This window comes from Sorangium sp. So ce295 (assembly GCF_051527405.1).
In the GTDB taxonomy this organism is placed as follows: domain Bacteria; phylum Myxococcota_A; class Polyangia; order Polyangiales; family Polyangiaceae; genus Sorangium; species Sorangium cellulosum_B.
The window spans coordinates 566,447-588,410 of record NZ_CP150324.1; the positions used below are offsets into that span (position 1 = coordinate 566,447).

General features: G+C 71.7%; 15 protein-coding genes. 7 read left to right on the plus strand and 8 right to left on the minus strand.

Annotation, left to right across the window (positions count from 1 at the left end):
• Nucleotides 1–56: 56 nt before the first annotated feature.
• The gene (locus WMF11_RS02115) at nt 57–2,429 is read left to right on the plus strand and encodes an autotransporter assembly complex protein TamA (protein ID WP_437976253.1); all 2,373 of its coding nucleotides are present in this window, start codon (nt 57–59) and stop codon (nt 2,427–2,429) included.
• Between the two features lie 70 nt (nt 2,430–2,499).
• Here the strand turns inward: WMF11_RS02115 and WMF11_RS02120 are convergent, their stop codons facing one another.
• The 5 genes from WMF11_RS02120 to WMF11_RS02140 form a co-directional block, all read right to left on the minus strand.
• Nucleotides 2,500–2,655 carry a hypothetical protein gene (locus WMF11_RS02120; protein ID WP_437531283.1) on the minus strand — a complete coding sequence of 52 codons (156 nt, stop codon included), beginning with the start codon at nt 2,653–2,655 and terminating at the stop codon, nt 2,500–2,502.
• A gap of 379 nt (nt 2,656–3,034) precedes the next feature.
• Nucleotides 3,035–5,401 carry a (Fe-S)-binding protein gene (locus tag WMF11_RS02125; protein WP_437976254.1) on the minus strand — a complete coding sequence of 789 codons (2,367 nt, stop codon included), beginning with the start codon at nt 5,399–5,401 and terminating at the stop codon, nt 3,035–3,037.
• A gap of 206 nt (nt 5,402–5,607) precedes the next feature.
• Nucleotides 5,608–6,294 (minus strand): hypothetical protein, encoded by a 687-nt coding sequence (locus WMF11_RS02130; protein ID WP_437906775.1) that lies wholly within the window; start codon nt 6,292–6,294, stop codon nt 5,608–5,610.
• 13 nt (nt 6,295–6,307) lie between these two features.
• On the minus strand, nt 6,308–7,144 hold the full coding sequence (locus tag WMF11_RS02135) for a TrmH family RNA methyltransferase (protein WP_437906776.1): 837 nt from the start codon (nt 7,142–7,144) through the stop codon (nt 6,308–6,310).
• 14 nt (nt 7,145–7,158) lie between these two features.
• Nucleotides 7,159–7,689 carry an ureidoglycolate lyase gene (locus tag WMF11_RS02140; RefSeq protein ID WP_437976255.1) on the minus strand — a complete coding sequence of 177 codons (531 nt, stop codon included), beginning with the start codon at nt 7,687–7,689 and terminating at the stop codon, nt 7,159–7,161.
• A gap of 220 nt (nt 7,690–7,909) precedes the next feature.
• Here WMF11_RS02140 and WMF11_RS02145 point away from each other — a divergent pair, with 220 nt between their 5' ends.
• The 4 genes from WMF11_RS02145 (at nt 7,910) to WMF11_RS02160 (ending at nt 11,516) form a co-directional block, all read left to right on the plus strand.
• Entirely contained in the window at nt 7,910–8,536 is a 627-nt protein-coding gene (locus WMF11_RS02145) for a LemA family protein (protein WP_437906778.1), read from the plus strand.
• A 14-nt stretch (nt 8,537–8,550) separates the two neighbouring features.
• Nucleotides 8,551–9,357 (plus strand): TPM domain-containing protein, encoded by an 807-nt coding sequence (locus WMF11_RS02150; RefSeq protein ID WP_437976256.1) that lies wholly within the window; start codon nt 8,551–8,553, stop codon nt 9,355–9,357.
• A 217-nt stretch (nt 9,358–9,574) separates the two neighbouring features.
• Nucleotides 9,575–10,786, plus strand: a complete 1,212-nt coding sequence (locus WMF11_RS02155; RefSeq protein ID WP_437976257.1) for a thiolase family protein — start codon at nt 9,575–9,577, stop codon at nt 10,784–10,786.
• Between the two features lie 160 nt (nt 10,787–10,946).
• The gene (locus tag WMF11_RS02160; RefSeq protein WP_437549059.1) at nt 10,947–11,516 is read left to right on the plus strand and encodes a peptidylprolyl isomerase; all 570 of its coding nucleotides are present in this window, start codon (nt 10,947–10,949) and stop codon (nt 11,514–11,516) included.
• Between the two features lie 61 nt (nt 11,517–11,577).
• Here the strand turns inward: WMF11_RS02160 and WMF11_RS02165 are convergent, their stop codons facing one another.
• The 3 genes from WMF11_RS02165 to WMF11_RS02175 all read right to left on the minus strand — a co-directional run bounded on the left by WMF11_RS02165 (nt 11,578) and on the right by WMF11_RS02175 (nt 15,623).
• Nucleotides 11,578–12,675, minus strand: a complete 1,098-nt coding sequence (locus tag WMF11_RS02165) for a hypothetical protein (RefSeq protein ID WP_437976258.1) — start codon at nt 12,673–12,675, stop codon at nt 11,578–11,580.
• A gap of 174 nt (nt 12,676–12,849) precedes the next feature.
• Nucleotides 12,850–13,935: a CHAD domain-containing protein gene (locus WMF11_RS02170; RefSeq protein WP_437976259.1), complete on the minus strand. Its 1,086-nt coding sequence runs from the start codon at nt 13,933–13,935 to the stop codon at nt 12,850–12,852.
• The gene (locus WMF11_RS02175; protein WP_437549065.1) at nt 13,932–15,623 is read right to left on the minus strand and encodes a ribonuclease J; all 1,692 of its coding nucleotides are present in this window, start codon (nt 15,621–15,623) and stop codon (nt 13,932–13,934) included. The genes WMF11_RS02170 and WMF11_RS02175 overlap by 4 nt, the downstream gene beginning before the upstream one ends.
• A gap of 360 nt (nt 15,624–15,983) precedes the next feature.
• Here WMF11_RS02175 and sppA point away from each other — a divergent pair, with 360 nt between their 5' ends.
• Both sppA and WMF11_RS02185 read left to right on the plus strand, forming a co-directional pair.
• Nucleotides 15,984–17,792, plus strand: coding sequence for a signal peptide peptidase SppA (sppA, locus tag WMF11_RS02180; RefSeq protein ID WP_437549066.1), 1,809 nt, complete (start codon nt 15,984–15,986; stop codon nt 17,790–17,792).
• A 518-nt stretch (nt 17,793–18,310) separates the two neighbouring features.
• Nucleotides 18,311–21,721 (plus strand): vitamin B12-dependent ribonucleotide reductase, encoded by a 3,411-nt coding sequence (locus WMF11_RS02185; protein WP_437906782.1) that lies wholly within the window; start codon nt 18,311–18,313, stop codon nt 21,719–21,721.
• Nucleotides 21,722–21,964: the final 243 nt, after the last annotated feature.

A 21,964-nucleotide genomic window follows, 5' to 3' on the forward strand; every position in this document is an offset into this window, starting at 1 on the left:
GCGATTGCGCTTCGGCCGGCACAGCCGAAAGTTCTCTTTCAGTTGTCCGGGTCCCGATGCCTCGTCCCGTCGCCGCAGCGCTCGTGATGTTCGCCGTGCTGGGGGCCTCCGCGTGTGCCGCTTCGCGTCAACCGCCGGCGTGTACGCGTCCCGACCTCAGCGGGTGCGCCATCGAGGACGTCTCGTTCGATGGCGACGACGTGATCAGCGGCGACGAGCTCGCCGCGCGGATCGCGACGGCCGAGAGCTCGCGCCTCCTCGGCGGCGCGTTCGAGCCCGTGCCGATCCTGAGCGTCTGGGACGCGCTCACGGTCGAGTACGAGCGCTTCGACCGGTTCGTCCTCGAGCGGGACCTGGCCCGCATCGAGCGGTACTACCGCGCGCGCGGGTTTTACGGGGCGCGGGTGCGGGCGGCGCGGGTGCAGCGCTTCGGCGGCCCCGGCAAGGAGGGGCGCGTGCGGGTGCGCATCGTCGTCTCCGAGGGCGCGCCGGTGAAGATCGCCTCGGTGGATCTCGCGTGGCGGGACTGGACCCTGGAGAAGGGCAGGGACATCGGCCGGCCGGTGACCGAGGCGAAGGACGAGCTCAAGGTCGGCGAGCGCCTGGACGAGGCTCGGTACGAGGAGCTCAAGAAGAGCCTGCTCCGGGTCCTCACGGATCGCGGCTTCGCCTACGCGAACGTGGAGGGGCACGTGGACGTCGACCTCGTGAAGAACGAGGCGCGGGTCCGCTACACGATCGAGCTCGGCCCCGAGTGCAGGTTCGGCAAGGTGAAGCTCGAGGGGCTCGGCGAGCTGCCCGAGGGGCCCGTCAGGACGGCGATCGGCATCGAGGAGGGCGAGCGCTTCTCGACCGCGGAGCTGGCGGACGCAGAGCAGGCGCTCGCCGACTTCGGCGTGTTCGGCTCCGTCGCCGTGAAGCCCGAGCTCGCGCCGCCCGGACAGCCCAGGAACCCGGTCGTCCCCGTGACCTTCTCCGTGCAGCCGTCCGCGCTCCGCGCCGTGAAGCTCGGCGGAGGCGCCGAGGTCGGCTCGCGCGTCGAGGCGCACCTCGTCGCCGGTTGGGAAGATCGCAACTTCCTCGGGGGGCTGCGCCGCTTCAGCGTCGAGGCCCGGCCGGGGCTCGTCTTTTACCCGGTGGAGTTCTCGAACCTGCTCGGCAAGGAGCTCGGGGACACCTTCCGCCTCCTGCCCGAGATCCAGCTCCGGTCCGAGCTCCGCCAGCCCGGGGCGATCGAGCGGCGCACGGCCGCGGTGCTGCGCGGCTCGTTCAAGCTCTACTGCCCCCAGACAGGTGAGTTCTGCACCAAGCCGGACAAGCAGGACAAGCAGGGCGCCGGCGAGGGGGAGTCAGGAGCTGCACCAGATGCTGCCCAGGGGGCTCCGGAGCACGCGATCGTCGGCTACCGCGAGTACGTCGGTTCCATCGGAGTCGAGCGGCCCTTCCTGAAATCGGACCTGAACGCGGCCCTCCTCTACAACGTCCAGCTGAACAGCCCGTTCACCTACAATTCGGCGCCGCTGCCCTCCGGGTTCGGGACCCTCTTCATCCCTTACCTCCAGGCGCTTGTGTCCTATGACCGCCGGCTGAACGAGGCGGGGAAGCCCGATCGGGTCACCCCCCATCACGGCTATTACATCGCGCTGGACACGCAGCTGGCCGGCTACCTGGCGTTCGACACAGCGATCGCCGAGGCCCTGGTCGGCGAGAAGGCGCGGGACCCGCGGGACAGGCGGTTTCACTCCGCGCGCGACATCCGCCTTCAGCCCGAGTTTCGCGCCTACTTCCCTGTTTCGAGGACATGGACGCTGGGTTTCCGCCTGATGACCGGGTGGCTGTTCACGGGCGACTACGGCGACGCCTCCGTGGATCTTGCCCAGTGCGACGCCCTCGCGGGCGTGGACAGGGACCGTTGCCGGAGAGACGTGGGGGCCGACCTTCAGCTGATGCAGTTCCGCGGGTTCTTCAGCGGCGGCGCGACCAGCAACCGCGGATACGGGTACAACGAGGTCGGCCCGCACGCCCGCGTGCCGAGCCTGACAGCCGGCGACAGCGCCCACGAGGAGAACGCCCCGCTGGTCCCCATCGGAGGCCGTCTGCTGTGGGAGACGAGCCTGGAGCTGCGGATACCGCTCGGCGAGAGCTTCGGTACGGTGATCTTCGCCGACGCCGGCGATGTCACCCGGGAGCACCGGCTGTTCCGCTCGGGAGCGCAGCGCCTGCACGTTTCGGCGGGCTTCGGGCTGCGCTACGTCACGCCGGTCGGACCGCTGCGCTTCGACGTCGGCTACCGCATTCCCTGCTTGCAGGTGCTCGGCGTCTGCAAGGAGACAAAAGCAGCAGGCTGGCCCGAGGACGAGCGGCCCCCGGGCAAGCTGTTCGATGTGCTGCCCATCGCCGTGAACCTGGCGATCGGCGAGGCGTTCTGACGTGGGGTGATCCCTCCGGCGGGCGCCGGAGGGCGGTGAGGGCCCGCGCCTTCGGGCAGGCCGCGGGCGATCAGCCCTCTTCTTCTTCGACGTTCCAGGCGGACAGCGCGGTCATCCCGATGGCGACCGAGCAGAGGCAGCAGAGGGCAGGCTCCTCGAAGCGGAGCTCGTCGCCGCGCGACCATACGTAGAGGCCGCGTCCGTGGGGCTCCCCCGTGATGGCCACGTTGCACACGTCGCAGCGGAGCTCGGTTGCGCCTGAGGCTGCTTGACGCGCGCGCAGCGCATGGTCGGCGATCGCGTCGACCGAGACGCAAATCGGATGGGCCAGTGTCCCTGTGAGCCGGTAATCCGCATTTGCGGTCCCCTCCGGCGTAGGGCAGGGGTCCAGGTTCGCGGTCCCCTTCAGAGCGCCTTCAATCACATCCACCTCCGGCGGCAGGGCCGAATCTAGCTCAGGCCGAGACGGGACGCACGAGAAGGCTGTGCCTGAACACCATCAGGCCTGCTCCAGGGCGCGCATGTAGGCGAACACGCTGGAGCGGCGCGTCATGGCCTGCATGACGTGCCGCTTTGGTGCGCAATAGCAGCGGAATTTGGCGGGATCAGGCGCTGGCGGACGCGGCCGTCTCGGCGACGTCCTGGGCGGCGGCCGAGCGGCTGCCGGCCGAGCGGTCGAGAGCGCAGCTCTCTTCGAGCAGCTCGACGACGTCGAGCTGGCGGATCGACTCCTCCTTGGACTGATCCTTGAGGCCGTCGGTGATCATCGTCTGGCAGAACGGGCAGGCGGTCGCGATGGTCTTCGCCTCCGTCTGGAGCAGCTGCAGTGTCCGCTTGACGTTCACGCGGTCCTTGTTCTGCTCCTCCATCCACATCTGCGCGCCGCCGGCGCCGCAGCAGAGCCCCTTCTGCCGGTTCCACCCCTCGGCCTCGACGAGCTGCAGCCCGGGGATGCGCTTCAGGATGTCGCGCGGCTGCTCGTACACGTCGTTGTAGCGGCCCAGGTAGCAGGAGTCGTGGAAGACCACCTTCCCCTCGACCGGCTTGCTGGGGACGAGCTTCTTCTCGGCGACAAGGCCGAGCAGGAAGTCGGTGTGGTGCACGACCTCGAACTTCGCGCCGAAGTCGGGGTACTCGTTCGCGAGCGTGTTGAAGCAGTGGGGGCAGGTCGTGACGATCTTCCGGACGCCGCCCTGCTCCTTGTAGCCGTTCAGGGTCGCCGCGTTCTGCTCGGCGAGCATCGCGAAGAGGTACTCGTTGCCCGCGCGGCGCGCCGGATCGCCGGTGCAGGTCTCCTCCTGGCCGAGGATGGCGAAATCGACGCCGGCGGCCTTCAGGAGCCTGGCGGTCGCGCGGGCGATCTTCTTCGCGCGGTCGTCGTAGCTCGCCGCGCAGCCGACCCAGTAGAGCACCGGGGCCTGCGGCTTCTCGGCCATGGTCGGGATCTCGAGCCCCTCGGCCCAGTTGCCGCGGTCGATGCGCGCGAGGTTCCAGGGGTTGCCGTTGACCTCCATCGCGTTGAACGGATTCCCGAGCTCCGCCGGGAACTCGCCCTTCACGAGGACCAGGTGGCGGCGCATGGAGACGATCTTGTCGACGTAGCTGATCATCACCGGGCACTGCTCCTCGCAGGCCCGGCACGTCGTGCAGGCCCAGAGCACGTCCGGATGGACGACGTTCGCCACGAGGTCGACCGGCTTGTACGCGACCTCGGGGACCGGCACCGGGTTCTCCGGGGCCGCCTGCTCCGCGTGCTCCTGCGTCTCCGCCGCCTCCGCTGCCTGGCCGTCCTGCGCCGCCGCCCCGTCGGAGGCCTGCCCGTTCGCCTGGGCCGCGTGGCCGTCGCCCCGCGGGCCGCCCGGCCTGTTGATGAACTCCCCCTCTCGGCCGTACAGGTGATCGCGCAGGTCGAGGGTGAGCTGCTTGGGGCTCAGGATCTTGCCCGTCTTGTGGGCCGGGCAGTTGTCGCTGCAGCGGCCGCACTCGGTGCACGTGTAGAAGTCGAGGATCGCCTTCCAGGTGAAGTCCTCGATGCGCGCGACGCCGACCGGGGCGGCCTTCTCCGGCTCCTCGGCCGCCTTCATGACCATCTCGCCGATCGCCTCGGCGCTGCCCGCGACGAGCGGCAGCCGGCCGCGCGCCTCGATGTTGCGCGTGAAGACGTTCGGGATCGACGTGATGATGTGGAAGTGCTTCGAGTGCGGGAGCAGGTTCAGGAACACGAGCACCAGCGTGACGTGCGTCCAGAACCCGATGTGCGCGAGCACGACGAGCGTCCCCGGGCTGGCGCCGCTCAGGAGGACGGCGAACAGCGAGCCCGCCGGGGCCGGGAACAGGTGCCAGCGGAGCGCCGCCGGGTCCGCGGGGACGCCCGCGAACGGGGCCGTCACGGTGGCGACGCGCTCGCAGAGCGCCGGGTCCGCGGGGCCGCACGCCGCCGTGGACCAGCGGTGGTGGAGCACCAGCGCGGCGCCGTCATAGAGCATGTCGCTCACCATCATCGTGACGATGATGCCGAGGATGAGGAGCCCCTCGCCGGACAGGGTCATGCGCCGCTCGCGCTTGATCGCCCGGTAGTAGATGAACACGAGCGCGCCGGTCACGACCAGCGTGGCCATGACGTCCTTCACGAACTCGTAGATTCCGCCGAGCGGCACCGCGCCGACGCCCGGAAGCCGCACCGGCTCGTGCCCCAGGATCCACAGATCGAACGACGGGTCGATGCCGCGCCCCCACAGCATCAGCGTCCGGAGCAGGAGAACCAGGAATCCGAAGAAGATGAGCTTATGCGCCAGCCCGGCGAGCGGGTAGTAACCCATCTTCCGTTGCCGGAAGGCGTACTCCCAGGTGCCTTTGAGGCGCTCTGCGATCCGGTCGAGCCGGTCTTCCCCGCGCCCGACCTTGAGGAGCTGCCAACGCCGGTTGGCGCTCCACGCAAAGGCGGCGAAGAGGCCGACGAGCAATGTGAGCATCCACGTGGGATTCATTCGCGGGGCGTCTCCAGGTGGTAAATGGCCATATCTTTTAAGGTGGGCGGCTGCCGGACGTCAACCGCGCGGCGGCGAGGGAACGCGCGGGGCTTCTTCGCCGGATTTCTATTCTTGCAAGGGCGGATACGTCGGTGCGCGCTGGGGGCTCCTCGCGCGGCGCGGGCGCGGGCGTGCGCCGCGCGAGCGGCTCAGAGCGTGAACTCGACGCTCTTCTCTTCGGTCGCGGCGGAGGGGGACAGATCGAGCGCCATGCTGTACGAGCGCTGGCCGACCCGCGCGCTCAGGCGGACGCGGATGGGGGCCGTCGCGTCGTTCAGCTTGTCGAGCCGCACGACGACGCGGTAGCGGCCCCGCGCCGGCTCGCCCTCGGTGAGGAAGACGTTCTCCACGTTCTGCTCCTGGCATTCGCCGCTCACGCGCGGGCAGTCGCGGTCCTTCATGAGGCCGCTCGCCGTGGGCTCTCCGACGCGCGCGAGCTCTCCCGCCGGGTCATAGACGTTGAGATCGACGTCGGCCTCGGGCTCCTCCCACGCGATCGTGAACTGGAGGATCCCTGTGTGGAGCCCGCAGCCCTCGTCGATCACGCCGTTGCAGTTGTTGTCGCGGGCGTCGAAGCAGAGCTCGACGCCCGTCGGTGTGCAGGCGATCTCGAGCCCGACGCCCTCGGAGACCTTGATGTCCTTCGGCTGGAGGGGCGGCCTGGGTGGGGGCGGCGGCACCTCGATGCAGCCGGCGAGGAGCAGGGCGAGGGCGGCGGCGCGCGTGACGTCGATCGCCGCGCCGGCGAGGCGCGCGCGGAGGCCGTGAGACGCCGGCAGGCGCGGCGCGGCGAGGCGAGCGCGCGGCGAGCGCCGCGGGGGACCGGGGCTTCGCATGGGGGGCTGCATGTTATCCGCCTTCGGGCTCCCGCGGGGCGCCGGCGCTGCGCGCCTCGAGCACGGGCGGCGCGGGCGGCTTCCGCGGCTTGGGGCCGCGCGGCATCGGGGGAGGGGGCGGCGTTCCTCCGAGGGGCAGGGGCAGGTGCATGCCCCGCGCGGCCAGGATCTCCGCCGCGTGGGGGACGGTGAGCACGAGCGCGCGCGCGTAGAGCGTGATCTGGTAGGGCTCCGGCAGGTCGCCGGGACGGCCGTTCGTCGCGTGCTCGAGCAGGATCGCCGCGGTGACGCTCACGTTGAGGCTCTCCGCGAAGCCGCGCATGGGGACGCGCACGGCGCGGGCGCAGGCGGCGGCCAGGTCGGGGCGGATGCCGTCGCGCTCGTTGCCGAGCACCAGCGCGAGGCGGGGGATGCTCGAGAGGTCGCGCGGGGTGAGCTCGCCCTCCGGGTGCGTCGCAACGAGCTCGTGCCCCGAGGCGCGGAGCGCGGCGATCGCGGCCTCGGTGGTCGCGTGCGTGCGCACGTCGACCCAGCGCTCGGAGCCGCGCGAGACCGTGTTCGAGACGAGGAACTGCTCGGCCCGCTCGATGATGTGCAGCCGCTGCAAGCCGAACGCGTCGCAGGAGCGGAGCACGGCGGCCCCGTTGTGCGGATCGTGCGGCGCATCCATGGCCACGGTGACGGCGTCGAGCCGCGCCGCGATGACGCCGCGCAGCCGGGCCCTGCGCTCGTTCGTCACGAACTCCTCGAGGATGCGGGCGACGTCGGCGACGTCGAGGGAGTCGAGCGCGGCGAGCAGCCTTCGCTGCTCCTGCGCGACGAACGAGCAATTGGGGGTCGAGCGGCGCATGGCGAGGGGCGCCTCTATAGCAGGTCGATCGCGACCGCGATCCGCTCGCTCTCTGCGTACTCGACAACGGCGCAGTCGCCGGGAGAGCCGTCCTCCCAGGACAGGCAGACGAAGTCGGCCTCGGCGTCGAGCGCGATCATGGGGTGGTGCCACACGCCGGGGCGATACGTGATGCCCTGGGCGCCGTGGGCGATGAAGGCGCCGAGCGTCGTGAGCTCGGGCCTGTCGCCGCCGAGGGCCACGACGACGAGGTAGCGCCGCGCGCTCATCGGCACGAACGCCTGGGTCGAGCCGGGGTGCTTCTCGAGCAGGGCGATCGGGAGCGGGAAGCTCGAGCGCGGGGCGCAGCGGAACACCGAGACGTTCAGCGAGGCGTGCCCGGGGCGGAGGTTCTCGATCGCGGCGAGGTGATCGAAGCGCCGCGCCGTCCCCTGGTTGGCAGGCCTGCCGGGCTCGCCGTGCGGCGAGGCCATGAGGATGTCGCCGTACGGCGCATAAGCTGCGGGGCTGAGCGAATGGGCTGCGATGCGCGGGCGGTGGCTCATCGTCATGGGCGACTGTGGCGGCGTGCCACGCGTGTGGCCTCCGTGGGGCTCTCCTGCGCGGTGCACGGAGCGCGCCGGCCGAGGGCACGACAGGGAAAGGGTATCACGTCGCGGGCGCGCCGCAGCACGCCAGCTCGCCGCGAGCGCCATGGGGCCGGGTTTTGCAAGGGGCCTCGCGACGCAACCCCGACGGGTAATGCAAGCGACCCTGGAGCCAGTCATGCGGATTGTTCACAAATCGACATTTCGGAAGCGCCTCGCGGTGGCCTTCTTGTTCCTGGCGGTGCTCGCCGTCATGACGTCCGTCGTCGGCTGCCAGCGCTACGACGTGCTGGTCGAGAAAGATCAGATCGCGGCCCAGAAATGGTCCGATCTCGAGGCGGATCTCCAGCGGCGCTACGACCTGGTGCCGAACCTGGTGGCGGTCGTGAAGGGGTCGGCCAAGCACGAAGAGGAGACGCTGGCGAGCGTCGCCGAGGCGCGCGCCCGCGCGACCAGCGTCCAGCTCAAGGCCGACGATCTGACGGATCCGGAGAAGGTGCAGGCCTTCCAGAAGGCGCAGGAGCAGCTCAGCGGCTCGCTCTCGCGGCTCCTCGTGGTGCAGGAGCAATACCCTGATCTCAAGGCGAACCAGGGCTTCCACAGCCTCCAGGTCCAGCTGGAGGGGATCGAGAACCGGATCCTCCGAGCGCGCCAGGAGTACAACCAGGCGGCGCGCGAGTACAACGCGGAGCTCCTGAAGATCCGGGGCCAGGTGGTGAACAAGGCGACGGGCCAGCCGTTCAAGCCGCGCGTCTATTTCACCGCCTCTCCCGAGGTCCAGTCGGCGCCGAAGGTCTCGTTCTGATGAGGTGCGCGGCGATGCGACGGGTCGGCACGAGCGGGGCGCGGCTGCGGGCCGTGGCCAGGGCCGTCGCGGCCGCGTTCGCGCTGGTCTGCGCGCTCGTCGCGCGGCCGGCCCTGGCCGACTTCACGCCGCCGGCGCTCACGGGGCACGTCGTCGACACCGCTGGGCGGATCGAGCCGCCCGACCTCCGCGCTCTCGACGCGAAGCTCGATCGCATCCGCCGCGAGACAGGGTTCGAGATCGTCGCCTTCGTCGCCGGATCCCTCGAAGGCGAGACGATCGAGGACGTCGCCTACGAGGCCTTCAACACCTGGCAGCTCGGCCAGCGCGGGGCCGACAACGGCGTTCTCCTCGTGATCGCCCCGAACGAGCGGCGCGTCCGGATCGAGACGGGCAAGGGCGTGGGGGGAGCGCTCACGGATCTCCAGTCGAACGACATCATCCGGCAGACCATCAACCCGCTGCTCAGGCAGGATCGATTCCGCGACGCCATCGACCAGGGAACGGCAGAGATCGCCAGGGCGCTCATCGCCGGGACACCCGAGGAGGAACGGCGCCCGGCGCCCGACGCCCGGCCGGCGCCCGCTCCGGTCTCGCCGATCAAGGTCGGCGTGACGGTCGTCGCCATCGTGGCGGCGCTCGTGCTCGCGCTGATTTCGCCCTCCTTCCGCTGGTTCCTGTGGCTCGTCCTCCAGGCGCTCCTCTTCCGAGGCGGCGGCGGCGGCGGCGGCGGCGGCGGCGGCCGCGGCGGCGGCGGATCCGGGTTCGGTGGCGGCGGCGGCGGTCGCTCCGGCGGGGGCGGATCCAGCGATAGCTACTGAGCCGCTGCGCGCCGCCTCTTCACCCTGTGCAGGACGGATCCGGCCGATCGATCGGCGTCCGCGCCGGCCTTTCGATTGACCGTTGTGCTCACCCCTGGCGTGACCGGGCGGGCACAGGCGACATCGACGCCGGCGCGGCGCCGTCGAACCGAGCGGAGATTCCAGGGCGCGCGCGATCTCCCGCTGCGCGCTGACCAGGCGACGCTACGCTCTCGTCATGGCTGCTGCCCTGCGCCCTGTCTTCGTCGTCGACGCTGTCCGGACCCCGATCGCCCGTTACGCCGGCGCCCTGGCGACGGTCCGCCCCGACGACCTCGCGGCGCACGTCCTCGACGCGCTCGTGCGTCGCAATCCTTCGCTTGCGCCGCGCCTCGATCACGTGGTCCTCGGCGCGACGAACCAGGCCGGAGAGGACAACCGCAACGTCGCGCGCATGGCCGCGCTGCTCGCCGGCCTCCCTTACGAGGTCCCGGGCGTCACGGTGAATCGCCTCTGCGGCTCGGGGCTCGAGGCGGTGGCCGACGCCGCGCGGATGATCGCCACCGGGGAGACCGACTGCGCGATCGCGGGGGGCGTCGAGAGCATGACGCGCGCGCCGTTCACGATGCCCAAGCAGGCCGAGCGCTTCGATCGGAGCGCGCCGACCGTCTACGATACGACCCTCGGCTGGCGCTATCCGAACGCGCGGATGGCCGCGCGGTTCGAGCTCCAGTCGATGGGGGAGACGGCCGAGAACGTGGCCAAGAAGCACGGCATCAGCCGCGACGACCAGGATCGGTTCGCGCTCCTCTCCCACGAGCGCGCGACGCTCGCCTGGGAGTCGGGGGGCTTCGCCGCCGAGGTGGTCCCCGTGCTCGTCCCCCAGAAGAAGGGCGATCCCGTCCTGTTCGAGCGCGACGAGGGCGTGCGCGCCGACGCCTCGCTCGAGGCGCTGTCGAAGCTCAAGCCCGCCTTCCGCGAGGGCGGGACCGTCACGGCGGGCAACTCGTCGCCCCTCAACGACGGCGCCGCGGCCCTCCTGCTCGCCTCCGGCGACGCCGTGCAGGCCGCCGGCGCGACGCCGCGCGCGCGGGTGATCGCGACGGCGACCGCCGGGGTCGATCCCAACCTCATGGGGGAGGGGCCGATCCCGGCCGTGAAGAAGCTCCTCCAGCGGACCGGGCTGCGCGTCCCCAACGTGGACCTCTTCGAGCTCAACGAGGCGTTCGCGGCGCAGGCGCTCGCGTGCTCGCGCGCGCTCGAGCTCGACCCGACGCGCGTCAACGTCCGCGGCGGAGCGATCGCGCTCGGGCACCCGATCGGCTGCTCGGGCGCGCGCATCGCGTGCACCCTCGTGCATGCGATGCGCGCGCGCGGCGCCAAGGTCGGGGTCGCCTCGCTGTGCATCGGCGTCGGCCAGGGCATCGCGACGCTCTTCGAGCGTGCGTGAGGTCATTTCACCGCTCGTTCGCGGCGCCAGATGAGATAAGACCGCCGCAGCAGGACGCAGGAAGGGGGGCCCGCGGCTCACCTCCCTCGGCTGACGCCGCCGCCTCGGCGGCCAAGAACTGACGGCGCCGCCTCGGCGGCCAAGAAAAGGAGAAGGCCTGATGGAATTCCCCCCGATCAACGTGCCCGGCACCGGCAAGCTTCACGCTCGGCTCAAGACCTCGCTCGGTGACATCACGGTCCGGCTCGAGGAGGAGGGCGCCCCCAACACGGTCAAGAACTTCGTCGGCCTCGCCACGGGCGCCATCAACTGGACCGATCCGAAGACCGGCCAGGGGATGCAGGGGACTCCCTGTTACGACGGCGTCCGCTTTCACCGCGTGATCTCGGGGTTCATGATCCAGTGCGGTGACCCGCTCTCGCGCTACCCGGACAAGGCGCAGCTCTGGGGCACGGGCGGCCCCGGGTACAAGTTCGCCGACGAGTTCAACCCCTCGCTGAGGCACGAGGGCGCCGGCGTGCTCTCCATGGCCAACGCCGGCAAGAACACGAACGGCGCGCAGTGGTTCATCACCGACGGGCCGACGCCGCACCTCGACAACCGCCACACGGTGTTCGGCAAGGTCGTGAGCGGGCAGGACATCGTGAACCGCATCGCCAACGTGGCGACCACGCGCGATCGGCCCAACCAGGACGTCGTCCTCGAGCGCGTCGAGATCTTCCGGCAGTAGGCGCGCTGCGCGCCGCGCGGCGCCGTTCAGCGCCGCGCGGCCAGCGCGATGCCTCGCTCGTTCAGCGGGCGCAGCAGACGGTGATCCTGTCGTCGCCCTCCTCGACCTCGCCTGTGGGGTCGCCGCCGCGCGGCTGGCAGCTGCCGCTTACGGTCACCTCGATCGTCACCGAGGCGGCGGGGGGCGGATCGTCGACGCAGGCCCCGTTGAACGGCACGGTCTCACCGGGCCCCCGGCAGCGGCTCTGCTCGAAGAGCGTCAGCGTCGCCCCGCAGCGCACGCCGTCCGTGTCGCACGTGCACCGCGTGCAGCCGCGGTTGTCGACCATCGAGCTCGCGAACACGTGTCGTTCGCCGAACCCCTCGGGGCAGCTCCGCTCGCCGTCGCGCCAGACGCAGGCGCCCTGCTCGAACGGCGCATCGATCTCTCGCGGGGCGCAGGCCTCGCCGGCCTCACATCCGCCGGCGTCCGACCCAGGGGCGCACACGAGCCCCTCGATACCGAAGCGCGGCGGCGGCAACATCGCGTCGCCACCCGACGCGGCGCACGCCGCCGAATCCACGCCGGGCGCTTCGCCGCTGTAGCTGCCGGCCTCGATGCCGCCGATGTTGATGCAGTCCTCCGTCGTCTGCACCGGCAGCGTCGCGCCTCCCCCGCCACACGCGCCACGCGTGTACACCGTGACCGCGGGCGTCTCGCACTCCACGGTCGGCGCGCCGCACGCGCACGGGCTGCAGGTCGCGGGCGTGTCGAGGGGATCGCGGCCGCCCACGTCCACCCGCTCGGAGAAGCCCTCGGGGCAGGCGACGTCCGCGGCCTCGGGGCCCTGGTACAGGAGGCCGGGCCCTTGCCAGTCCTCGGGCACGGCGACGCAGGCGAACCCTCCGCAGTCGTCGTCGGCGCAGTCGACGGCGCCATCGCCGTCGTCATCATCGCCGTTGGTGCACTGCTCGCCGCCGTCGGCGCCGCCGCTGCTCGTGGTGCTCCCAGCCGACGTCTGGCCTCCTCCAGCTCCGCCGGAGCTGCTGGCCCCGCCGGAGCCGCTCCCGGACGGTCCCGGGAAGAGCTCGGGCTCGAACTGGTCGAAGTCCTGGGTGCAGGCGCTCGCCGCGAGGAGAGCGACGAGCGCGGTGACGCTTTGGAACGCAGAGCGGCGCAACACGACCTCCGGGATCGGCGGGCTTCGCCTCGGTTCGAAGGAGCCCGACCGACGGTATCACGAAGCGCCTGCCCGCACGGCGAGCTCCGCAGCCGGCTATCCCGGTGACCATTCGCCCCGTGAGAAGCGCGCCTGCTGCGGCGCTCCTTGCTGCACCGCGCCCCGTGCGCTGCGTCATCCGCTCGGGAGCGCGCGGGGATCGCCCGACCAGAGCGATGTGAGCGTCTCGAGCTCCCGCGCGAGCTCCTCCGTCGCCTTGTGAGCGAGCCGCGCCCGCTCTGCGGCGAGCGCCTCGATGACGGCAGCGAGCGCGCCGGGCGGCAGCTCCTCAGCGCTCCTTATCTGCGCGAGCGCCTCGTCGGCGTCGTGCAGCTGGCCGAGGCGGCGCTGCATCCGTGACGCGGATTTCGCGGTGCGCTCGGCGCGCTCTCCGAAGAGCGGCGAGAACGTCTCCGCGGAGTAGCGCAGCCGTTTGAAGCGGATCCGGAGCGCGTGCATGGCCGCGCCGTCGCCCGGGTCGCTCGCGGCGAGCGCGCTCACGTCGTCCAGGGCATCACCGATCGCTCGCCTCGCGAGCGCCTCGGCGCCGCGCTTCCTCGCTTTCCGGCGCGAGATGCGCCGCTCGAGGCGCGCGAGGTGAGGCTCCAGCCGGAGCCGCTCGCCCGCGGCCGGCGCGTCGACCTGCGTCGCGCCCGTTTCGCCCGCGGCCGGCGCCTCGACCTGCGTCGCGCCCGCGTCGCCCGCGGCCGGCGCGTCGGCCCGCGTCGCGCCCGCGTCGTCCGGGCGATCCTGCCGGAGCAGCTCGACGATGTGGGCCCTCGCCTCGCGCTCGCGGCGCGCGCGCTGCGCGACCCATCCTGCGACCGCTGCCCGGGCCGCCTCGTCCAGATCGAGCGCGGTGAGCGTCTCGCGCAGCACCTCCTCGTCGCGCAGCGCGCCGGTCGCCCGGGCGAACTCGCGGAGCCCTTCGGCCACGGGGCGGAGCCGCCTCCTGCCGTAGATGCGTCGCGCCGGCTTGAGCAGCGTCCGGAGCCGGCGAAGCGAGACCCGGAAGTCGTGCACAGCCTCCGCGTCCGGCTCCGTGCTCTCGCCCTGCTCGCTCGCGGCGACGACGCGCCGCGCATCGGCGCGGACGCGCTCGATGTGGGAGAGCAGCACCGGACCCAGGAAATCTCGCGCGGAGAGCCTCGCGCCGCCGCCGTCGCTGGCTCCGGCGCCATCGCCGCCCGAGGGCGGGGGGCTCCCCTCGAGCGCCGTCACAGGCGCGTGAGCGCCACCGTCACCAGCGGGCGCCTCCCGAGCTTCGCCTCGAGCGTCCGGCGCGCCGCGAGCCGGGCGATCTCGATGATGTCGTTGTCGCGGCGCCGCGCGCGCGGCTCGCAGTCGTTCACCGCCTGCGCGACCGCGCGCGCCGCGGCCCTCAGCGCGCCGCCCTCGAGCTCCCCGGTGACCCCGCGGGCGAGGACCTGCGGCGGCGCCGCGAGGGCGCCGTGCACATCGACGACCAGCGACACGAAGGCCACCCCGGAGCGACCGAGGTTCGCTCGCTCCCGGAGGACCTCCTCCCCGAGCTCCTCGCCGCCCGCCGTCGCCACCCGGCCGGTGACGGCCCGGCCGCTCCGGCCGAGCGGCTGCGTCTTGCCGATCTCGACGACGTGGCCGTTCTCGGCGACGAGCACCTCGGACACGCCGCGCTCCCGCGCGAGCTCAGCGTGCCGCGTCAGGTGGTGCAGCGCGCCGTGCACGGGGAGGAAGCTGCGCGGCTGGGTGAGGTCGATCATGCGCGCCTGCTCCGTCCGGTGCGCGTGCCCGCTCGCGTGGACGCGCCGATCCGTCGACCACGTCACGAGCTCGACGCCGAGGCGGAGCAGCCCGGCCATCATGTCGACGACCGGGCGGTCGTTGCCCGGGATGACGCGGCTCGAGAGCACGACCCGATCCCCCTCTTCGAGGCGCAGGAGCGGGTGCGTCCCCGAGGCGAACCGCGTCAGCGTGGAGGCCCGCTCGGCCTGCGTGCCGCTCGCGATGACGAGGAGCCGCTCGCGCGGCATCGAGGAGGCGACCTCGGGCGGGACGAGCAGGTCGCTCGGCCACGGTAGCCTCCCCACGGTCTGCGCGGCCCGCACGTGCGTCTGCACGCTGCGGCCGAGCAGGCAGATCTTGCGGCGCGCGCGGACCGCGGCCTGACCGAGGGCGAGGAGGCGCTGGACGTTCGAGGCGAAGACGCCGACAACGACGCGCGCCGGCGCGGTCTCGACGAGCTCCGCCAGCGCGTGGGCGACGGCGCGCTCGCTCCCCGCCTCGCCGGGCGAGTCCACGTTGGTGCTGTCGGACAGGAGCAGCCGGACGCCGGCGTCGCCGAGCGCGCGGAAGCGGGCCTCGTCGGTCGGCTCGCCGTCGAGCGGCGTCGGGTCCAGCTTGAAGTCCCCGGTATGGACGACGAGCCCCGCGGCCGTGTGGATCGCGAGCGCCGTCGCGTCGACGATCGAGTGCGTCACCCGGAGCGGCTCCACGACGAAGCCGCCGATCGCGACCTCGCGCCCGACCTGCGTGGGCAGCAGGCGCACCTTGTCCTCGAGCGCGTGCTCCGCGAGCCGGTAGCGCACGAGCTCCAGCGCGTGCGGCGGGCCCCAGACCGGGACGTCGAGGTGACGCAGGAGGAACGGCAGCCCGCCGATGTGATCCTCGTGGCCGTGCGTCAGCACGATGCCGCGCACCTGATCACGGAGCGCGAGCACGTGATCGAAGCGCGGGTGATACACGTCGACGCCGAGGTCCGTGCTCGGGAACGTCACCCCGCAGTCGATGAGCAGCAGCCCATCGGCCTGCTGGAGCGCGAGGCAGTTCATCCCCACCTCGCCGAGCCCTCCGAGGGGCACGAGCCGCAGGGTGGACGGCGCTGGCGGGGGGAGCTGGCTCGGGGCGGGGGCGCTCTGCTCGGGATGCACGTTCGATGGAGGGGGTCTGCCACCCAGGGCGCCGGGGGGCCTACGGCCCGCGGCTTGCTGAGCTGGTCTGAAAGAGAGAGGACGACTGCTTCAAGACGTAACCCACATCGGCTCGCCGTCCCCTTCGAAACTTGGAGCGACAGTGTAGCCACAGGGTGGCCCCTTGCGTCACGCTCTCTCTTTCCAGTTCCAGCGCCGGGGCCAGGCGGCGCCGACCTCACCACCGGATCTCGTGCCGCGCGGACCGGTTCCTGCACACCCTGTTTCCCCCCACCCCCGTCTCCCCCCACCCCATCGTGACCGCCGGCGGACGCCGAGCCGCCTTTCCGTCGCCCATCCCCTGATTCCGAGGAGCCTCCGGTGATCGCTGCCCTGCTCGTCAATCTCCTCCGCCTGCTGCTGCTCCCCGTCAGCGCGCTCCGCTGGGCGTTTGCTGCACCCCGGGGCGGGTACGTCGTCCTCGAAATCGATGGCCGCGTGGTCGACCTGCAGCCCCCCCGGGTCCGCCTCGCGCTCCCGTGGCGTCGGAGGAAGAGGGCTCCGCTCTCGGTGGAGCGCGTCCGCGAGCTCGGCAAGCACCTGATGAAGGATCCGCGCCCGGCGGGGCTGCTCCTCCGGATGCGGTCGGTGCACGCGGGGCCGGCGGTGGCGGCCTCGCTGCGGGACGCGCTCCTCGAGATCCGAGCCGGGGGCAAGGACATCGTCGCCTACCTGCCGATGGGCGCCGACACCACGATGCTCCTGCTCGCCTCGGCCGCGCGGGCCATCGTCGTCGGGCCCGAGACGATGGTGTCGCCGCTCGGGTTCGCGGTGGAGGGCCGCTACGTGCGCCGCGCGCTGGAGCAGGTCGGCGTCGAGCCCGAGGTGTTCGCGAAGGGGATGTACAAGAACGCCGGCGAGGTGCTCGTGCGGGACACGATGAGCGCCGCGCAGCGCGAGCAGGTGGGCGCCCTGCTCGACGGGCGCCTCGGGGACCTGACCGCGGCGCTCGCCCAGGGGCGCCGCGTCGATCGCGAGACGGCCGCGCTGTGGATCGACGAGGCGCCCTTCGGCGCGGTGCAGGCCGTCGCGCGAGGCATCGTCGACGCGGTCGCGTACGAGGACGAGCTCGAGCACATGCTCGCGGCGGGGTCGCTCCCCTGCGCGACAGCGGCGCCGCGCCGCGCCGAGATCGGCGCGGAGAACGCGGACCGCGCATCGGGCGGCGGAGGCGCAGGAGCTCTTGATGCCGCGCGGCATTCGAAGAAGCGCCTCGTGTCGGCGGGCCGCTACCTGGGCGCGCGGCGCGCCCTCTCGATGACGCCGGTGTGGCCTCGGCCCGTCCTCGGCGTCATCGAGGTGCACGGCGCGATCGTCAGCCGCGCCCGCTTCCGGGGCGCCTCCCTGGCCAGCGAGGAGCGGCTCGTCGCGAGCCTGCGCGCGGCGCGGCAGAACCCGCGCGTCCAGGGGGTCATCCTCCACGTCGACTCGCCGGGCGGCTCCGCGCTCGCGTCCGACAGGATCCACCACGAGGTCACCCGCCTCGCCGAGGTGAAGCCCGTCGTCGCGTGCCTATCGAACGTGGCGGCGAGCGGCGGCTACTACGTGGCGGCGGCCGCGCACGCGATCGTCGCGCAGCCGCAGACGATCACGGGGAGCATCGGCGTGGTCTCGGCGCGCTTCGCGCTCGGTCCGCTGCTCGAGCGCCTCGGCATCTCGACCGACGTCGTGAAGCGCGGCGCGCGGGCCGATCTGTTCTCGCCGTCGCGCAAGCTCGACGCGGGGGAGCGGGCGGTGGTGGAGCGCGAGCTCGACGCGATCTACGCGGCGTTCCTCCGCGTCGTCGCCCGCGGCCGCCGCCGCCCGGTCGAGGAGATCGAGCCGCTCGCGCAGGGGCGCGTCTACAGCGGCGCCGACGCGCAGGCGCGCGGCCTCGTCGACATGCTCGGCGGGTTCGAGCGGGCGCTCCACGAGCTGCGCCAGATGATCGGGCCCAAGGCGGCCGCCATCGAGCCGGCCATCGTGCGCGCGTCGCGGTACATCCCACCTCCACCGCTGCTGCCGGCGCCGGTGCCCACGCTGCTCGAGCTCGTCGGGCTCCGCGGGATCGCCCAGGAGGTGGCGCTCGCCATCCACTGCGAGGGGGAGCGGGTGCTCGCGTACTGCGCTGAGGCCGACGATCTCGACTAGACGGCGACGGCCGGCGGGGCCCCAGCGCGCCCGGCGCGCGCCCATGCCACGCCTGGCTCGATGGAGGAGCCGGTGGTTGGTTAGGCGCATTCCAGGGAAGAGACGGATTTTCTCGCGGGAGAAGCTGTGCGTAATCTGTGCGCGCGGTGGGTAGCACCTGTTCAGAACTGATCACGGATCGCTAGGAATCCCGTACCGGACAGAGAGGCCCTATATGTGGGCCCTGTTCGGAGGGAGATCCCAACATGTAGCGGTTCTCCTTGACGCACGGACCGTTCGCGAGTTTGGATAGCAAGCGGTCAGGCGCTCCCGCATGTCGGCGCACGCCTTTCAGGCATGGCACCTGAAACTATGCTCACTGGTCTGAAGACGGAACGTTTGAGCAGGTAGTAGGGGAGAAGCGACGAGACCTGTGGAGATCGAGGCGATGAGGCCTCGTCGTTCTCCAGGGAACTCTTTGTGCTTTCGGTAGGACCCGGGTCACCGCCAGGTGCGGTGGTTCACAGGAGGACTTGGAAATGGCCCAGTCGGCAGTTGTGGGTGACGGCGGTAAGCTCCCCGCCGGGAACGGCAAGATGACGGCACGGACGAAGGAAGAGGGGGGGGCTCGTCCGGTGACCGGGGGGGCCGCCAAGGCGCAGGTCGACGGCGCAGCCTCGAAGAAGGGCGCCAAGAAAGGGGCCTCGCGCGCCCGCGGGCTCGGGTTCGACCGGCGGTTCACGCACCGGGCCGCGGATCCGCTCGATGAGGTCACCTGGGAGCGCCGATCCAGCGTCATCACCAACCCCGACGGCTCGGTCGTCTTCAAGATGGAAGGGGCCGAGATCCCCGCCGGCTGGTCGCAACTAGCGACCGACATCGTCGTCTCCAAGTACTTCCGCAAGGCGGGGATCCACGGCAAGAAGGAGCTAGGCGAGACCAGCGTCCGCCAGGTCGTCCACCGGCTGGCGCGCACCATCCGCGAGGCGGGTGAGCACTTCGGTGGCTACTTCGCCTCGGCGAAGGACGCGGACACCTTCGAGGCGGAGCTCGCCTACCTGCTCGTCCACCAGTACGGCGCGTTCAACTCGCCCGTCTGGTTCAACTGCGGGCTCTATCACCGGTACGGTATCGAGGGGTCGGGCGGCAACTACGCCTGGAACGAGGCCTCGGCCGACGCGGGGAACGGGAGCGCCAACGGGAAGGCGTCGGCGCCCCGAACGAACGGGGCGGGCGCGGTCGACGACATCGTCGAGACCCGGAACGCCTACGAGCGGCCGCAGTGCTCCGCGTGCTTCATCCAGGCGGTCCAGGACGACCTGATGAGCATCTACGACCTCGTGAAGAGCGAGGCCCGGCTGTTCAAGTACGGGTCCGGGACGGGGACGAACTTCAGCGCGATCCGCGGGAAGCAGGAGAAGCTCTCGGGCGGCGGGACGAGCTCGGGGCTCATGAGCTTCCTCGAGGTGTTCGACCGCGCCGCCGGCGCGACCAAGAGCGGCGGCACGACGCGGCGCGCCGCGAAGATGGTCTGCCTCGACATGGACCACCCGGAGATCGTCGACTTCATCCAGTGGAAGGTCCGCGAGGAGAAGAAGGCGATGGCGCTCATCGGCGCGGGGTACCCCTCCGACTTCAACGGCGAGGCGTACCACACGGTGAGCGGGCAGAACTCGAACAACTCCGTGCGCGTGAGCGACGAGTTCATGCGCGCGGCGGCGACGGGCGCGGCGTGGGAGACGCGCTCCCGGACGACCGGCGAGGTCGTCGACACGCTGAGCGCCAAGGATCTCTGGCGCCAGATCGCCGAGGCGGCGTGGGGCTGCGCCGATCCGGGCGTGCAGTACGACACGACCATCAACCGCTGGCACACCTGCCCGAACACGGCGCGCATCAACGCCTCGAACCCGTGCTCGGAGTACATGTTCCTCGACGACTCGGCCTGCAACCTGGCGAGCCTGAACCTCACCAAGTTCCTCCGCCAGGACGGCTCGTTCGACATCGAGGGCTACCGCCACGCGGTCCGGGTGTTCTTCGTCGCGCAGGAGATCCTCGTCGACTTCTCGGCGTACCCGACCCGCGGCATCGCGAAGAACTCGCACGACTACCGCCCGCTCGGGCTCGGTTACGCCAACCTCGGCACCCTGCTCATGCTGCAGGGCATCCCGTACGACTCCGATCAGGGGCGGTCGGTCGCGGGCGCGCTCACCGCGATCCTCTGCGGCCACGCCTACCGGGTCTCGGCGGAGATGGCCGCCGCGAAGGGGCCGTTCGCCGGCTTCGCCAGGAACCGCGAGCCGATGCTCCGGGTGATGGGCATGCACCGGGACGCCGCCTACGCGATCGACCGCGACCGCTGCCCGGAGTCGCTCTGGCGGGCCGCGTGCGCCGACTGGGACGAGGCGGTCCGGATCGGGCAGGAGCACGGCTACCGCAACGCCCAGGCGACGGTGCTCGCCCCGACCGGCACCATCGGCCTCCTGATGGACTGCGACACGACGGGCATCGAGCCCGACTTCTCGCTCGTGAAGTTCAAGAAGCTCGCCGGCGGCGGCTACTTCAAGATCGTGAACCAGTCCGTGCCCGAGGCGCTCCGGCGGCTCGGCTACCCCGAGGCCGAGGTGCAGGAGATCGTCGCCTACGTCTCCGGCACGAACACGCTCCTGGCGGCGCCGCACGTGAACCGGGCGTCGCTCAAGGCGCGGGGGCTCACGAGCGACGACCTCGCGAAGGTCGAGGCCGCGATCCCCGGCGTCTTCGATCTGGATCTCGCCTTCGGCCCCTGGATCCTCGGCGAGGAGGCCTATGACAGGCTCGGCGTCTCCAAGGAGTCGCGGGCGCGCTTCGGCTTCTCGCTGCTCCAGCACCTCGGCTTCTCGGCCGCGGAGATCGAGGAGGCGAACGAGACGATCATCGGCCGCATGACGGTGGAGGGGGCGCCGCACCTGCGCGAGGAGCACTACGCGGTGTTCGACTGCGCCAACCGCTGCGGCAAGAAGGGCCGGCGGTACCTCGCGCCGATGGCGCACGTCCGCATGATGGCGGCGGCGCAGCCGTTCCTGTCCGGCGCCATCTCGAAGACCGTGAACCTGCCGAACGACGCGACGGTCGAGGAGGTGCAGCGGATCTACGAGGAGGGGTGGCGCCTCGGGCTCAAGGCGGTCGCGCTCTACCGCGACGGCTGCAAGGCGTCGCAGCCGCTCTCGTCGACCTCGAGCTCGAGCGACAGCAAGGAGAGCAAGGGCAAGGCCGACAAGGCCGAGGTCCCCGCGCCCATCGTCCAGGCAGCGACCGCGCTGGCGCGCCCGCGCTCGCCCTCGGCGGCGGCGCCCGAGCGGTTCCGCCTGCCCAGGAAGCGCAAGGGCTTCACGCAGGAGGCGCGCGTCGGCGGGCACAAGATCTACGTCCGAACCGGCGAGTACGACGACGGGACGCTGGGCGAGATCTTCATCGACCTCCACAAGGAGGGCGCCGCGTTCCGCTCGATCATGAACTGCTTCGCGATGGCGGTGTCGATCGGGCTCCAGTACGGCGTGCCGCTCGAGACCTTCGTCGAGCAGTACACCTTCACCCGCTTCGAGCCGCAGGGCATCGTCGAGGGGCACGACTACGTGAAGATGTCGACGTCGATCGTGGACTACCTCTTCCGCGTGCTCGGGGTCGAGTACCTGAACCGCTACGATCTCGCCCACGTCCAGCCGGTCAGCTCGGCCATGGAGGACCCGGTCGAGTCGCGGGCGCAGGAGAGCGGCGCGGCGTCGTTCTCGCAAACGGCGTCGGCCGCGGCGGCGCTGGTCGAGGGCGGGGGACGGGCGGCGAGCGCGCTCGACGCGCAGCTCGAGGACATGATGGGCGACGCGCCGGTCTGCGACGGCTGCGGGCACATCACGGTGAGGAACGGGGCCTGCTACAAGTGCCTCAACTGCGGCAACAGCATGGGATGCAGCTGAGCTGCGACGGGCGGGGGTGGGGGTGACGAGGGAGGGGCCGGCGGGGGGCCCTCCCACGAACTCGCGCCTTTTCGTGGCTGTTGCCTCGTGAACGGGGGAGACGGGTCTGAGAGGGTTCGCTGCGATGCGGGCCGGCGCTCGGATTCGTGGGGCCCTCCCCCGCCGGCCCCTCCCTCGTCACCCCCACCCCCGCCGACTTGGGGGGGAAGGGGGGGGCGATCGCGGAGCGGTTGGGGGGAGGCG